Source organism: Arthrobacter sp. TmtSoilC48, from assembly GCF_059739425.1.
In genome coordinates this window covers 2,573,752-2,587,395 of sequence record NZ_AP046049.1, presented here as the reverse complement: position 1 = coordinate 2,587,395, position 13,644 = coordinate 2,573,752, and the positions used below count along the sequence as shown (strand labels likewise).

Below are 13,644 nucleotides of genomic sequence, written 5' to 3'. Positions count from 1 at the left end.
CCAGGGTAGTTTCGCCTGCCAGCCCACACCGCCTACCAGCGGCCCAGGACGTCGGAGGCGAGTACGACGGCGGCGGGTCCCGCCGTCGATGACCTCAGGACGTGGTGGCCCAAGAGAGCCGTGACCGCCCCGGCGTCGCTGAGGCGCGTCACCTCGCGCGGCGAGATGCCACCTTCCGGCCCCACGATCAAGAGGACTTCACGCGGCGACTCCAGCCCGCCGCCTTCAGCCACGAGCGGCGCTTCAAGGACGGTCCGCAAAGGGTTCTTGGCGTCCTCGTGAAGGATCACAGCCAGGTCTGCGGCAGCAACAGCCTTTGCCAGCGCCGCGGAATCCAGGATGGGACGTACCTCGGGTATCCATGCCCTGCGGGCCTGCTTGGCCGCGGCAGTGACCACAGACTGCCACTTGGCGTGGGCCTTTGCAGCGCGATCCCCCTTCCAGCGGACAATGGATCGCTCGGCCTGCCAAGGGATCACTGCATCAATGCCCAGTTCGGTGGCCGTTTCTATAGCCAACTCGTCACGGTCACCCTTGGCCAATGCCTGGACAAGCACCAAACGCACATCCGGCTGGTCCTCGAAAATCACACTGGATGCCATGACGGACAAACTTCCAGGGCCGGCCTCTGCCACCGTGCCTGTCAGGCGGGCTCCTGCGCCATCGGCAATGTCCACGGCCTCACCGACGGTGAGGCGCTTCACCGTCACGGCATGCCGGGCTTCCGCACCGTCGATGACGAACAACGCGCCCGGCTCAACACCGTCCAGGCTCCCGGCAGGCGTGAAGAAAACGGGGTTGCTCACCGCTACAGGTTACCGAGCTTGTCCCGCAGCTTGGCGAACATGCCGCCGCTGGCCACGAGTTTGCCTTCGCTGAACTGCTCGCCCCGCAACTTGGCAAGCTGCTGCAGAAGCTCTTCCTGTGCCGGATCCAGCTTGACCGGCGTCTCAACGTGCAGGTGCACCTTGAGATCGCCGCGACCGTAGCCCCTGAGGTGGGTAACACCCAAACCGCGAAGCGTGATGACCTCGCCGGACTGGGTGCCGGCCTTGACGTCGATCTCCTGGGGCCCGTCAAAGGTTTCCAGGCTCAGTTCCGTACCCAAAGCAGCGGCCGTCATCGGAACGCTCAGTGTTGCGTGCAGATCGTCGCCTTCACGGATATAGGTGGAGTCACTGTTGACGCGGATCTCTACGTAGAGGTCGCCGGCAGGTCCGCCTGCCGGTCCTGCTTCGCCTTGGCCGGAGAGCTGGATCCGCGTACCCGTGGCAACACCGGCAGGTACCTTGATGGTGAGGGACCGGCGGCTACGGATGCGGCCCTGGCCGTTGCACTCATTGCAGGGATCCTTGATGACGGTACCGAAGCCTTCGCAGGAACCACAGGGGGCCGTGGTCATGACCTGGCCCAGGATGGATCGAACGGCCCTCTGGACCTGGCCACTGCCGCCACAAATGTCACAACGCTCAGGGTGGGTGCCCGGCCGGCAGCAGCTGCCATCACACGTGGGGCAAACCACTGCCGTATCAACTTCGAGCTTCTTGTTGACACCGAACACGGCGTCTTTGAGGTCGATGCGGACGCTGATGAGTGCATCCTGGCCCCGACGCACACGGGAGGCTGGTCCCGCGTGTCCGCCGCCACCGCCGAAGAAGGTGTCGAAGATGTCCTGGAAGGCAAAGCCTTGGCCTGAGTAGCCGCCGCCAAAGCCGTTGTCAGTGCCATTCTCGTTGCCGGTGGCATCGTAGACGCGGCGCTTCTGGGGGTCGGACAGCACTTCGTAAGCATGCGTCACGGCTTTGAACTGCTCCGCGACATCCTCCCCGGGGTTGACGTCCGGGTGAAGCTTTCGCGCCAACTTGCGGTACGCCTTTTTGATCTCTTCCCCGGTGGCTTCCGGTGAGACTCCCAAAACGTCATAGTGGCTGCTCAAAGTCGGTATCTCTTCCTTGTTGTAAAACGGTTCTTACCTCGGGGCTGGCGTCAGCCGCCGAGAATGCGGGAAAGGTAGCGGGCCACGGCGCGCACGGCAGCCATGGTGGTGGGATAGTCCATCCGGGTTGGTCCAAGGATTCCGACCTTGGCTCCGGAGCCGTACCCCGTTGCCACGACCGAGGCCTCGGCCAGGCCATCGTAAGGATTCTCGCGTCCGATGCTGACTGTCACGCCGCGGGGATCATCCCCCATATCGGACAACAACCGGAGCATGACAACTTGTTCCTCAAGAGCTTCCAGCACTGGCCCGATACTCAACGGGAAATCCACATTGGAGCGGGCAAGGTTGGCTGTTCCGGCCATGACGATGCGCTCTTCACGGCTGGTGTCGCTCAAAGCCTGGAGACCATGGGCAAGATGCTGCGCGAGTGCGCGAAGGTCCGGCGGGCACAGCGCCACGACGGATGGCAGCACCTGCGGCAGCAGCGCCAGCTGGGTTCCCGCGATACTGCCAAGGAACCGGGAGCGCAGGGCCATCAAGGCCTCGTTGCTGACATCGGAGCCAGCCTCGATGACCTTCTGGCCAACGCTTCCTGTATCTGCGATGAGGACCACCAGAACCTGCTTGGGCGCCAGGAGGACAAATTCAACGTGACGGACAAGTGCGCGGTTGGAGTGCGGGTACTGTACGACGGCGACCTGGTTGGTCAGTTGCGACAGCAGCCTGACGGTGCGCTCAAGGATGTCATCGAGGTCGTCCGGCCCTTCCAGCAGCGAGTGGATGGCTCGACGCTCCGCGGCGGACAACGGCTTGACCTGCGAGATCCTGTCCACGAACAGCCGATAGCCCTTGTCCGTTGGGATCCGGCCGGCACTGGTGTGCGGCGCCGCGATCAGGCCCTCTTCTTCAAGTACGGCCATGTCGTTTCGGATGGTGGCGCTTGAAACGCCGAGATGGTGCCGCTCCACAAGTGCCTTGGATCCAACCGGCTCACGGGAATGCACATAATCCTCAACAATTGCGCGCAGTACTTCAAGCTTGCGTGGCTCACTCATTGCAACACCTCCTGACGACTGTCCCGGCCTGTGTAGGACCGATAGCTTTTCGGACCAATACTTAGCACTCAACATGCCCAAGTGCTAACAAGTCTAGTATGAGCCAGCACGTTGCTAGCATTGAAACCGCCCGCGGGAGTTATTCCCAGCACAACCAGCACAAAGGGGTATGAAGTCCTTGGCTTTCGATACGTGGGGCCCGCAGGATCTGTCCGCTCCTGCCCAACGCCAGCTCCCCGAGGTAGCCGTCCAGCGCGGGATGGTCCTTGAAGACGTCCAGTCCGGCTGGGTGGGCGAAGTCACCCGCGTGGAGAAATCGGGGGGAATGCACATCGTCTCCCTTGAGGACCGGCGTGGTAAAACCAAGTCCTTCCAGCTCGGATTCGGTTTCCTGCTTGAAGGACAGGCCATCCGCCTCATGCCACCGGCGGCAAAGGCTCCTGGTTCGACTCCTGGTTCATCTCTGCAGCCGGGTCGAACGGCATCCGGGTCCGTCAGGGTCCTGGGCCACCGTGCCCAGGTGGCCAAGGCGAGCCGTATTTGGGTGGAAGGCAAGCACGACGCCGAACTGGTGGAGAAAGTCTGGGGCGATGATCTCCGCATTGAGGGCATCGTCGTAGAGCCGCTGCACGGCGTGGACGACCTCAAGTCAGCGATCGCAGAGTTCTCACCCGGGCCCGGCCGCAGGCTTGGGATCCTGGTAGACCATCTGGTAGCGGGCTCAAAGGAATCACGCATCGCCGCAGAAGCCATGACGGTGCCCGGAGCCGCCGGAAACGTGCTGATCGTGGGCCATCCGTACGTAGACGTCTGGCAAGCGATCCGGCCAAAAGTGCTGGGTATTGAGCGGTGGCCGGACGTTCCACGCGGCACTGACTGGAAGACCGGAATATTGACCGCTTTCGGTTGGCCGCACGAAACCGCCGAAGACATTGGACTCGGCTGGCAGCGCCTGCTTGGTGCGGTCCGCACCTACGCCGATCTGGAAGCCTCGCTGCTGGGAAGGGTGGAGGAAGTCATCGATTTCCTCACCACTGCCTGACGGTCTTGTCCTGAATTTACGTTTCCTGAACGCACTTTTCCCGGGGACGTAACGGGGCGTTGGTCCCGGGATGACCCGGAACCCAGTATTCTGGGACAGCAACACTGCAGCATCTTTACAGCAAAGGGAAGACACCGTGGCAGAGAACGCTCCTGAAGAACCGGGCAGCGCCGCAGGCCAGCCCCACTACCATGGCGCGCCCGCAAACGCACTCCCACTGACGGCAAGCGAAGACCGCCAGTGGGCCACCCTTGCGCACTTCGGGGGAATTCTGGGATGCCTGCCCTCCCTGCTGATCTATCTGATCTTCCGTGATCGCGGGCCGTTTACGGCGCAGGAATCCAAGGAAGCCCTGAACTTCACGCTCCCTCCGACCATCGCAGCAGTCCTGGCGAATATCCTTGTTCTGCTTCCAGTGGTGGGAAATATCTTTGCAGTCATCGCCACGGGCATCTGGGTAGCACTTACGTGCTTCTCAGTCTCGGCTGGTATTCGTGTCAACCACGGGCAGCCCCACCGCTACAAGCTCAACCTGCGCTGGATTAAGTAGTCCCGGGCCTCCGCAGGATTCTTCCGACGGTTAGTCCGGCAGAATCCTGCGCACCACGGCGTCCGCCAGTAGCCGGCCTTTGAGCGTAAGAACCAGGCGACCCTTGAAGGCCGCAACCGGGTCCACCAGCTCTTCAGCGATAAGTCCCGCCATCGCATGGCGGCCGACTTTGTCCAACGCATCCACCGCTAGCCCTGTACCGAGCCGCGCCTCAAGCATGATGCGCTCGACTTCCCGGGTGTCGGCGTCGAGGGTTTCCCTGCCGGCTGCCGGCGAGTCTCCTGCAGCCAGCCTGTTGGCATAAGCCGTGGGGTGCTTAACGTTCCACCAGCGGACACCGCCCACGTGGGAGTGGGCGCCGGGACCAATACCCCACCAGTCATCGCCCCGCCAATAGGCAAGGTTGTGACGGCAGGCTTGTTCATGCGTTTTCGACCAATTGCTGACCTCATACCACGTCAGGCCGGCTTCGGAGATCAATTTGTCAGCGAGCTCATATTTGGCGGCGTGGTCGTCGTCGTCGATTCCGGGGACTTCGCCGCGGCGGATTTGGGCCGCCAGCTTTGTGCCGTCCTCCACGATCAGGGCATACGCGCTGATGTGATCGGGTTCGTAGGAGAGGGCAGTCTCAAGGGACAGTTGCCAATCCGCCATCGACTCTCCCGGCGTGCCGTAGATGAGGTCAAGGCTAACGGCCAGGCCAGCCTCGCGCGCCCACTGGACCACCAGCGGAACACGGCTGGGCGTATGCGTGCGATCCAGCACTTTGAGCACGTGCGGCACCGCGGACTGCATGCCGAAGGAGACGCGCGTAAAGCCGGCATCAGCGAGCACCTTGAGTGATTCCGGCGTCACGGAGTCGGGGTTGGCTTCGGTGGTCACCTCTGCGCCCGGCTCAAGTCCCCAATGCCCGACGGCGGCGCGCAGGATATGTGCCAAGTCCTCGGCAGGGAGCAACGTGGGTGTTCCCCCGCCGAAGAATACGGTGCTCAGGGGCCGCTCCGGCAAACCGGAGGCATTCAGGGCCGTTGCCGCGAAGTCCAGCTCGGTGACGGCCGTTTGGGCATAAGCATCCTGCGACGCCCCACCGCCGAGCTCCGTGGCCGTATAGGTATTGAAGTCGCAATAGCCGCACCGCACCGCGCAGAACGGGATATGCACATACAGCCCGAACTTGCGGTGCTCGACGCCGGTCAGCACCTGCGGAGGCAACAAGCCATCCGCAGGTGCCGGGTCGCCCAAAGGAAGGACGCTGGGCATCTACTTCTTGGCCTTGTCCTTGGACTCGTCGGTGGTCAGCGCGGCAATGAAAGCCTCCTGGGGCACTTCAACCCGGCCCACCATCTTCATGCGCTTCTTGCCTTCCTTCTGCTTCTCAAGCAGCTTGCGCTTACGGGTGATGTCACCGCCGTAGCACTTGGCAAGAACGTCCTTGCGGATGGCCCGAATGCTTTCCCGGGCAATGATGCGCGATCCGATGGCAGCCTGGATGGGCACCTCGAACTGCTGACGCGGGATGAGTTCGCGCAGCTTGCCGGTCATCATCACACCGTAGGCGTAGGCCTTGTCACGGTGGGTGATGGCACTGAAAGCATCCACTTGCTCGCCCTGGAGAAGGATGTCCACCTTCACAAGGTCCGCGACCTGTTCGCCGTCGGCCTTCCAGTCCAGTGATGCGTAACCGCGTGTCTTGGACTTCAGGAGGTCGAAGAAGTCGAAGACGATTTCGGCCAGCGGGATCCAGTAGCGCAGCTCCACGCGGTCTTCGGACAAGTAGTCCATGCCACGCATCTGGCCACGGCGGCTCTGGCAGAGCTCCATGATGGATCCCACGAACTCGTTGGGCGCCAGGATCGTAGCGGACACCATGGGCTCGCGGACTTCTGCGATCTTGCCTGTGGGATATTCGCTGGGGTTGGTCACATGGACCACCTTCTTGTCCTCCAGCGTGACCTCGTACTCAACGTTGGGAGCTGTGGAGATGAGGTCCAGGTTGTACTCGCGCTCGAGGCGCTCACGGGTGATTTCGAGGTGCAGCAAACCCAGGAAGCCAACGCGGAAGCCAAAGCCCAGGGCAGCAGACGTCTCGGGCTCGTAGACCAGGGCGGCGTCGTTCAGCATCAGTTTCTCGAGGGCATCGCGGAGAACGGGGTAGTCAGTTCCATCGAGCGGGTACAGACCCGAGAACACCATCGGCTTGGCGTCGGCGTAGCCGCTGAGCGACTCCGATGCCGGCTTGGCGAGGTTGGTTACGGTATCGCCCACCTTGGACTGGCGAACATCCTTCACACCGGTGATGAGGTAACCCACTTCACCGACTCCGAGGCCCTTGGACGGTGTGGGCTCCGGGGAACTCACACCGATCTCCAGGAGCTCGTGCGTGGCCCGTGTTGACATCATCTGGATGCGTTCCCGCGGATGCAGCATGCCATCCACAACGCGGACGTAGGTGACCACGCCACGGTAGGTGTCATAGACGGAGTCGAAGATCATGGCACGTGCCGGTGCGTCGGGATTGCCGACGGGGGCCGGGAGGTCGCGGACGATCTTGTCCAGCAGCGCTTCCACGCCTACACCGGTCTTACCCGAAACCTTGAGGACATCATCCGGGTCTCCGCCAATAAGGTTGGCCAGTTCTGCCGCATACTTTTCAGGCTGGGCAGCCGGAAGGTCGATCTTGTTCAGCACGGGGATGATGGTGAGGTTGTTCTCCATCGCCAGGTAAAGGTTGGCAAGCGTCTGGGCTTCGATGCCCTGCGCTGCATCAACCAGCAGCACGGCGCCTTCACAGGCTGCCAGGGAGCGCGACACCTCATAGGTGAAGTCGACGTGGCCAGGAGTATCGATCATGTTGAGGGCATAGCTGGTGCCATCGAGTTCCCATGGCATACGTACTGCCTGGGACTTGATGGTGATGCCGCGCTCACGTTCGATGTCCATACGGTCCAGATACTGGGCCTTCATGTCGCGCTGTTGAACGACGCCGGTGTACTGCAGCATGCGGTCGGCCAGGGTGGACTTACCGTGGTCGATGTGGGCAATGATGCAGAAGTTCCGGATGATGGCCGGATCTGTTGCGGCGGGCACCGGTGCGGTGCGGGCCATGGGAGACACGCAGGATCCTTACTGTCGACACTCACGCGGCAAATCCACCGGCTGGGCAAAGGCCAGCCGGGACACGCCGCGCATCTGATCCTCTAGTCTCCCACGAACCTGCGGTTCCCCGTACATTCCTGCCGGTCTCCATGAAGCGCTGCATACGTTCGCCCGGCAGACCATCGCGGTAGCGTTGTCCGCATGGCTTTGGACTTGCGCCCATTGGGCAAACTCATCCTTCGATCCCTCAAGACACTTGGCGGCAGCAGCACCAATAGCAGGAACAACGCTCCCGCTGGTTTCCCGAGGCAGAAGAGCCGGCAATCCGCCGTCGGGCCTCAACCGGCTGCCTACCCGGGCGACTACCCGGGCGACTTCGTGGGAGCAGCAAAACTGCACTACTCCCCCAAACCGGATGGGCGGCCCGATCCCGGAGAAATTGTGTGGACCTGGGTCCCGTTCGAAGAGGATTTCTCGCAGGGCAAGGATCGCCCGGTGCTGTTGGTTGGCAGGGATGGCGAGTGGCTGCTGGGCCTCATGCTGACGTCCAAGGACCACGACAACGGCAGGCGCGCCGGGGATTACGTTGACGTTGGAGTGGGCCAGTGGGACCGTCAAGGGCGCCCGAGTGAAGTCAAACTTGACCGTGTGATCCGGGTGAACCCAGAGGCGATCCGTCGTGAAGGTGCAGTCCTCGGCAAGCCGGCGTTCCTTGAGGTTTCCCGTGCCCTGAGGGAACTTCATGGCTGGAGCTGATCAATCGGTCCACACTGGGCCCCGCTTTCTGCTATCCTTTATAGCTGTGTGTCCGTGCAGGTCGACGGCCACTCATGGTTGGCTGCCATAGGCATCCCCACGCCGCTCAGTCGATGGCCAACCTGAAAACCCTCTAGACCATTTCCGCATTAAAAAGAGAGTTCATACGTGGCTAATATCAAGTCCCAGAAGAAGCGCATCCTCACCAACGAGAAGGCTCGTCTGCGTAACAACGCCGTCAAGTCCGAGCTGAAGACGGCCATCCGCGCCGTTGCCACCGCCGTTGAGTCTGCTGACAAGGATGCTGCTGCAACTGCACTTGTTGCTGCCAGCCGCAAGCTGGACAAGGCTGTCAGCAAGGGCGTTATTCACAAGAACAACGCTGCAAACCGCAAGTCGGCGATCTCCAAGAAGGTCAACGCACTCTAAGGTTTTTCCAGTTCGACTGAGCTGATCAAAAGGCCGGCACCCTCGGGTGCCGGCCTTTTGGGTTTAACCGAAAGCCGGCGCGAATGCGCCAGCTTCAGCGACGGCTGGCCGACGTGGCGATCACCGTGACCGCGTGCTCCACGGCGTAGACCGGATCACGCGACTCACCCTTCACCTGGGCATCCGCCTCGGCGATGACCTGGATGGAGCGGATCAGGCCTTCCGGGGTCCAACGTCGGACATCGCGCTGGGCCTGCTCCACAAGCCACGGCTGCATTCCCAGGTTCCTGGCGATGGTGGCCGGAGACCCGTTCGCCCCAGCCACCTTTGCCAGCGTCCGCAGTTTCGCCGCAAGCGCAGCCACCAAGGGGACTGGATCAACCCCGGTGGACAGGGCATGCCGCAAGGTGGACAAAGCCACTGGTCCGTTGCCGGCCATGGCAGCATCGGCCACCTTGAAAGCCGTAGCTTCCACCCGGCCACCGTAGTAGCGCTCCACGGTTTCGGCCGTGACAGCTGTGGTGGCGTCGGCAATCAGCTGGTTGCAGGCGGCCGCAAGCTCGGACAGATTGGCTCCCACCGCATTGACGAGGGCCTGGACGGCTTCGCCTTCAATCCGGCGACCACCGGCTTTGAACTCCGAGACAACAAACGCAGTTTTGTCCGCATCCTTCTTAAGAGGCTGGCAATCGATCACAGGCCATCCAGCGGATTTCACGGCGTCCAGCAATTTCTTCCCGCGGACACCGCCGGCATGGCGCAGCACCAAAACCACATCCTGCTCGGGATGGGACAAGTAGGACAAAGAGTCAGCCAGGAACGCATCATTCATGGCTTCCAAGCCCTCTACTTCGATCAGCTTTCCCTCGCCGAACAGAGATGGGGTTACGGTCATCGCCAGGGAACCGGCCTCGTAGGAACCAGCATTCAGCCTGCTGAGTTCAACATCAGGTGTTGCCGTCCGGACGAGGGATCTGATGCGGTCCATGGCCCTGATACCGAGGTATTCCTCCGGGCCCGTGATCAGCACTACCGCGGCCGGCGTCGCGTCCCGCCAACTGACGGTGTTGGCAGCGACGCTCTTGGCCCGGGTGTTTTGGGCAGCAGCCACAGTTGGTTCCTTCCGGAGGATTTATTGCAGACTTCAAGTCTGCCATGCCTTGGCGGTCGCGCGTGGCTCGTCCCACCCTGGGCGGATGCGCAGCAACCCGAACAGGCAGCCGCCTTGCGTTCTTGTCCAGCCTTTCCAACACAACCATCAGGCGGTGGTGAACGACCATGATCCTCCGGAGCACACCGCTTGGATGCAGGGCTGTCCAGACAACGAGTATGGTGACCACCGAGGAAACGGTCATGGCAACAATGCCCGCCGGACCTTCCGCCCACGGGAGTGCCGCGCCGGGTAGTCCGGCAAAGAACCGTGCTATGCCCGCCACACCGCTGGCGCTGGCACCCGCCAGGGCGATGGGGATTGCCGCCGCCCAGGGATGGATCGCGGAGAGCGGCACGGCCAGGGTCCCCAAAATCGTCACGGGAGCCACGAGCGGACCAGCCATCACGTTTGCAAGGAGTGCATACGGCGAGAACTGGGGTTGGAGTGCAACGATGACCGGCCCACAGAGCACCTGGGCGGACAGGGGCACGGACACCCCTACAGCCAACCACTTGGGAATGGTGTCAGGAAACCACGACGCTATCCGGCCCGCGAGCAGCACGATGCCAAGCGTAGCCAGGACGGAGAGGAGGAAGCCAAAGTTGCTGGCTAGGGTGGGATCCAGCAGGAGAAGAACAACCGTAGCCAAGCACAGGAAAGTCAGCGGCCTTCCCCGCAGCCCGCCCGTCAATGCAGCCATCCCGACCAGTCCCATGAGCGCCGCGCGCAGGACGCTGGGCTCCGGCCCTACCAGCACTACGAACGCAGCAAGCCCACACCCTGCGAAAGCGGCAGCGAACGGACGAGCCAGTCCCAGGCTTCTGGCAACCAGGATGAAGCCGCCCAAGATTAAACTGCAATTCGCCCCGCTTACAGCTGTTAAGTGGACCATCCCGGTTGTCTTCATGTCCGCTTCAAGGCTCTCCGGAAGCTCGCTGGTGTCGCCAGTCACCATACCTGGCAGCAGACCGGCAGCATCGGGAGGCAACCAACTTGCAGCTTCGCGTAAGTGCCCGCGCAGCTGGGCGGCCACGTCTTGCAGGTCGAAGGCAGAGCCCATCACAACCGGTCCGGTGGTGGCTGTCATTATCGCCGTTTCTGATTGTCCGGGCCGGATCTCCTTCAGCGTGCCGGTTGTTCGCACGTGCTGTCCCGGGCGTACGTCCCGCCACGCATCGTCGCCAATGACCACAAGGGAGGCAGAACCTCGAATGACATTCCCTCCGGAGGTAAGGTCGACCAGGCTGGCCGGAACCGACCATCGGGTGTCGCCGGAGTGCCCGGGTTGGGGCGCCTCTGCAGGACTGCCAGTGACCCGGACCTGGATGACCACGCCAGCGTGGGCGTCGACGGCTGCGGCGAGGGGGCCTTGGTCCCGCTTGCCGGCAGCCAAGGCACAATGACCAGCAGCCACAGCACCCAGCACACAGGCCAAGGCGAGAGTGGCCGGAACTGTCCTGGCGCGTGACGTCCCCGTTGCCCGCAGGCGCGAAGAGAGCAGCAAGGCGCTGGCAACACCGGCAAGGACTACGCCTATAGTCGCCGACCACGCAGCGGTGAGAACACCGCAGGCAAGTGCCGCGGCCCAGGTGACAAGAACGGCCGGGACCAGACGGAGATCCAGACGGAGATCCAGACGCCTCAGCAAGGGATTTCCGTGTGAATCCTCAGCCACCCTGCACCGTCACCAAATCCTGGAGCGACTCCATGAGCTTGGGTCCGATGCCATCAATGGCATCCAACTCTTCCACCGAGGCAAACGCTCCGTGCTCCTTGCGCCAATCTACGATGCGCTGGGCCATCACGGGACCAACCCTGGGCAGTGTCCCGAGCTCTTCCACGGAGGCAGTGTTGATGTTGACCTTGGCGCCTCCGGATCCCGGGCTGACCTGGGTCTCTGCCGGCCCACCTGCGCCGTTTCCGCTCCCTGTCTCCTGGGAAGTCTCCTGCTGGGACGCCTCCCCCACAGCCGGAACATGGATCTTTGCCCCGTCTGTGACTACTTCCGCGAGATTAAGGCCATTTAGGTCAGCAGTGGCGGTTGCCCCGCCTGCAGCATCGATCGCCTGAAAGACCCGGCTTCCTTCTGCAAGCGAAACGACACCGGGTTTCTGTACCGCACCGGCAACATGGACCAGCAGCATCTTCGTGTTTTGAGACGGCGGCGTCGGTCCAGTGGAATTCAGCCCGTCACCTTCAGTCACGCTTCCCTCGACCGGTACCGACTGACTCAGGGGCTCTGTAGTGGGTTGTCCGGTGGCCGCCTGGAGAAGGAACCACGCCGCGCAGGCGGCACCAACTACCGACACCGCAACCGCAACCCTCCAGGACGTTCGCCACCGAAACCGCGCCGCCATTGTCTCTTGGCCATGGAGGGGGTCCGAAGCCGAAGCCTCCGGCGCGGGCTCTTCGAGCGGAGGCATGGCAAGCAAGGGAGCCGGATCATCCGGAGGGTTCAGTCCCGCCGCGAGCCGCCGTCTGGCTGCCAGTGCTGCGGCGTCTGGGGACCCATCCCGATTCCAGCGTGGCATGGTTCGAGCCTACGAGGGACGCGAAAGGAGTGCACTGGGCCTCTTGGGCTATGTGGAAAAGCTCACGTGGGTGTGCTGCTCTCCCCCACGATAACCGCCAGTACACCCAAACCCGCGTGCGCCGCGAGGACTGCGGGGAGGGCACTGATCTGGGCGGGAGGACAGTCCGGGCATTTGTCCCGAAGGCGTGCGGCCAACGCTTCGGCCTCCAGCTGGTTACCAAAATGATGAACTGCCAGCCGTTGCTGACCGGCAGGCCTGGAAGCGACATCAGCTGCCACGATCTCCTCAAGCCGGGCTACAGCACGCACAGCGGAGCGGACCTTTTCCAACGGAACGATCCTGCCGCCGTCGACCGCAAGTATTGGCTTGATGGCCAGCACCGTCCCCAGCAGCGATGCCGCGGCTCCAATGCGTCCCCCACGCCTGAGCTGCTCCAGGCTCGGAACGTAGAAGTAGACCTTGGTACGTTCCATGCGCTTTTCCGCAAAAGCGCGGACTTCAGCTGCGGGCAGGCCAGCGGCCGCAGCAACCACGGCGCTCTGCACTCCCATGCCTTGCGCCATTCCGACGGTGCGTGAGTCCAGTACCTCCACCGGGATACCAACCCGTGCCGCAGCAAGACGCGCGGCATCGGCGGTTCCGGACAATTCAGCGGAAATATGGATGGACACCACGGCTTCGAACCCGCGGTTCTGCGCGGCACGATAAGCCTGTTCAAACTGGCCGGGCGAGGGCCGGGAAGTCTTCACGGATGCGCCCGACGCCAAGGCAACGGCCAACGTTTCGGTGATGTCGTCTTCGCCCTCACCGTAGATTTCGCTTCCCACCATGACGGGCATGGGAACGACGGCCAGGCGCCCGTCCGCGGCAAAGGCCGCCACCCAGTCCGCTGGCAGGGCGGCTGCCGAATCAGTTACCACGGCGGTCTTTACTACGGCGGGAAGCGCCTCATCGGCAATGGGAACCGGGAGCGCGGGCTGCCGGAGGCGGGACAGCCGTTCCTTGAGCCACATCCAGGCAGGTGGTTCTCGCTCGGGCACGCAACCTCCAACAATGGTGACCGGCCGCCGGCACAATGCCGGCGGCCGCA

Annotated in this window: 13 protein-coding genes; 4 read left to right on the top strand and 9 right to left on the bottom strand. The window is 62.8% G+C overall.

From position 1 onward, the window contains the following. Positions 1-32 precede the first annotated feature (32 nt). From AC6I97_RS12180 to hrcA, 3 genes are read right to left on the bottom strand one after another with little or no spacing between them, the layout of a single operon-like run. Complete coding sequence (locus tag AC6I97_RS12180; protein WP_497944978.1) at positions 33-806, bottom strand: 16S rRNA (uracil(1498)-N(3))-methyltransferase; 774 nt, start codon at positions 804-806, stop codon at positions 33-35. Positions 807-808: 2 nt separating this feature from the next. Continuing rightward, on the bottom strand, positions 809-1,936 hold the full coding sequence (dnaJ, locus tag AC6I97_RS12175; RefSeq protein ID WP_216925593.1) for a molecular chaperone DnaJ: 1,128 nt from the start codon (positions 1,934-1,936) through the stop codon (positions 809-811). A gap of 50 nt (positions 1,937-1,986) precedes the next feature. Then, entirely contained in the window at positions 1,987-2,994 is a 1,008-nt protein-coding gene (gene hrcA, locus AC6I97_RS12170; protein ID WP_224164450.1) for a heat-inducible transcriptional repressor HrcA, read from the bottom strand. A 178-nt stretch (positions 2,995-3,172) separates the two neighbouring features. On the opposite strand from hrcA, the gene AC6I97_RS12165 reads away from it, so the two are divergent. Both AC6I97_RS12165 and AC6I97_RS12160 read left to right on the top strand, forming a co-directional pair. After that, positions 3,173-4,036 carry a DUF3097 domain-containing protein gene (locus AC6I97_RS12165; protein WP_497947072.1) on the top strand — a complete coding sequence of 288 codons (864 nt, stop codon included), beginning with the start codon at positions 3,173-3,175 and terminating at the stop codon, positions 4,034-4,036. Positions 4,037-4,172: 136 nt separating this feature from the next. Beyond that, the gene (locus AC6I97_RS12160; RefSeq protein ID WP_497944977.1) at positions 4,173-4,586 is read left to right on the top strand and encodes a DUF4870 domain-containing protein; all 414 of its coding nucleotides are present in this window, start codon (positions 4,173-4,175) and stop codon (positions 4,584-4,586) included. A 30-nt stretch (positions 4,587-4,616) separates the two neighbouring features. Here the strand turns inward: AC6I97_RS12160 and hemW are convergent, their stop codons facing one another. Next, entirely contained in the window at positions 4,617-5,846 is a 1,230-nt protein-coding gene (hemW, locus tag AC6I97_RS12155; protein ID WP_497944976.1) for a radical SAM family heme chaperone HemW, read from the bottom strand. Next, positions 5,847-7,700, bottom strand: coding sequence for a translation elongation factor 4 (gene lepA / locus AC6I97_RS12150; protein ID WP_224164452.1), 1,854 nt, complete (start codon positions 7,698-7,700; stop codon positions 5,847-5,849). It lies immediately after the preceding gene. A gap of 183 nt (positions 7,701-7,883) precedes the next feature. Between lepA and AC6I97_RS12145 the strand changes: the two genes are divergently transcribed. Both AC6I97_RS12145 and rpsT read left to right on the top strand, forming a co-directional pair. Then, entirely contained in the window at positions 7,884-8,438 is a 555-nt protein-coding gene (locus AC6I97_RS12145; protein ID WP_497944975.1) for a type II toxin-antitoxin system PemK/MazF family toxin, read from the top strand. Between the two features lie 168 nt (positions 8,439-8,606). After that, positions 8,607-8,867, top strand: coding sequence for a 30S ribosomal protein S20 (gene rpsT / locus AC6I97_RS12140; protein ID WP_223932984.1), 261 nt, complete (start codon positions 8,607-8,609; stop codon positions 8,865-8,867). Between the two features lie 94 nt (positions 8,868-8,961). Here rpsT and holA read toward each other — a convergent pair whose 3' ends face one another. The 4 genes from holA to AC6I97_RS12120 form a co-directional block, all read right to left on the bottom strand. Beyond that, on the bottom strand, positions 8,962-9,855 hold the full coding sequence (gene holA, locus AC6I97_RS12135; protein WP_497944974.1) for a DNA polymerase III subunit delta: 894 nt from the start codon (positions 9,853-9,855) through the stop codon (positions 8,962-8,964). Then, entirely contained in the window at positions 9,815-11,695 is a 1,881-nt protein-coding gene (locus tag AC6I97_RS12130; RefSeq protein WP_497944973.1) for a ComEC/Rec2 family competence protein, read from the bottom strand. Before AC6I97_RS12130 ends, holA begins: the two co-directional genes overlap by 41 nt. Further along, the gene (locus tag AC6I97_RS12125) at positions 11,688-12,551 is read right to left on the bottom strand and encodes a helix-hairpin-helix domain-containing protein (protein ID WP_309929712.1); all 864 of its coding nucleotides are present in this window, start codon (positions 12,549-12,551) and stop codon (positions 11,688-11,690) included. Before AC6I97_RS12125 ends, AC6I97_RS12130 begins: the two co-directional genes overlap by 8 nt. 62 nt (positions 12,552-12,613) lie before the next feature. Continuing rightward, on the bottom strand, positions 12,614-13,594 hold the full coding sequence (locus tag AC6I97_RS12120) for a DegV family protein (RefSeq protein WP_224090513.1): 981 nt from the start codon (positions 13,592-13,594) through the stop codon (positions 12,614-12,616). Positions 13,595-13,644 lie beyond the last annotated feature (50 nt).

What these genes read in the sequence shown, in the direction of transcription:
- hrcA (WP_224164450.1), bottom strand. Translation starts at nt 2,994, where the DNA reads ATGAGTGAGCCACGCAAGCTTGAAGTACTGCGCGCAATTGTTGAGGAT.
- hemW (WP_497944976.1), bottom strand. Translation starts at nt 5,846, where the DNA reads ATGCCCAGCGTCCTTCCTTTGGGCGACCCGGCACCTGCGGATGGCTTG.
- AC6I97_RS12145 (WP_497944975.1), top strand. Translation starts at nt 7,884, where the DNA reads ATGGCTTTGGACTTGCGCCCATTGGGCAAACTCATCCTTCGATCCCTC.
- holA (WP_497944974.1), bottom strand. Translation starts at nt 9,855, where the DNA reads ATGGACCGCATCAGATCCCTCGTCCGGACGGCAACACCTGATGTTGAA.
- AC6I97_RS12125 (WP_309929712.1), bottom strand. Translation starts at nt 12,551, where the DNA reads ATGCCACGCTGGAATCGGGATGGGTCCCCAGACGCCGCAGCACTGGCA.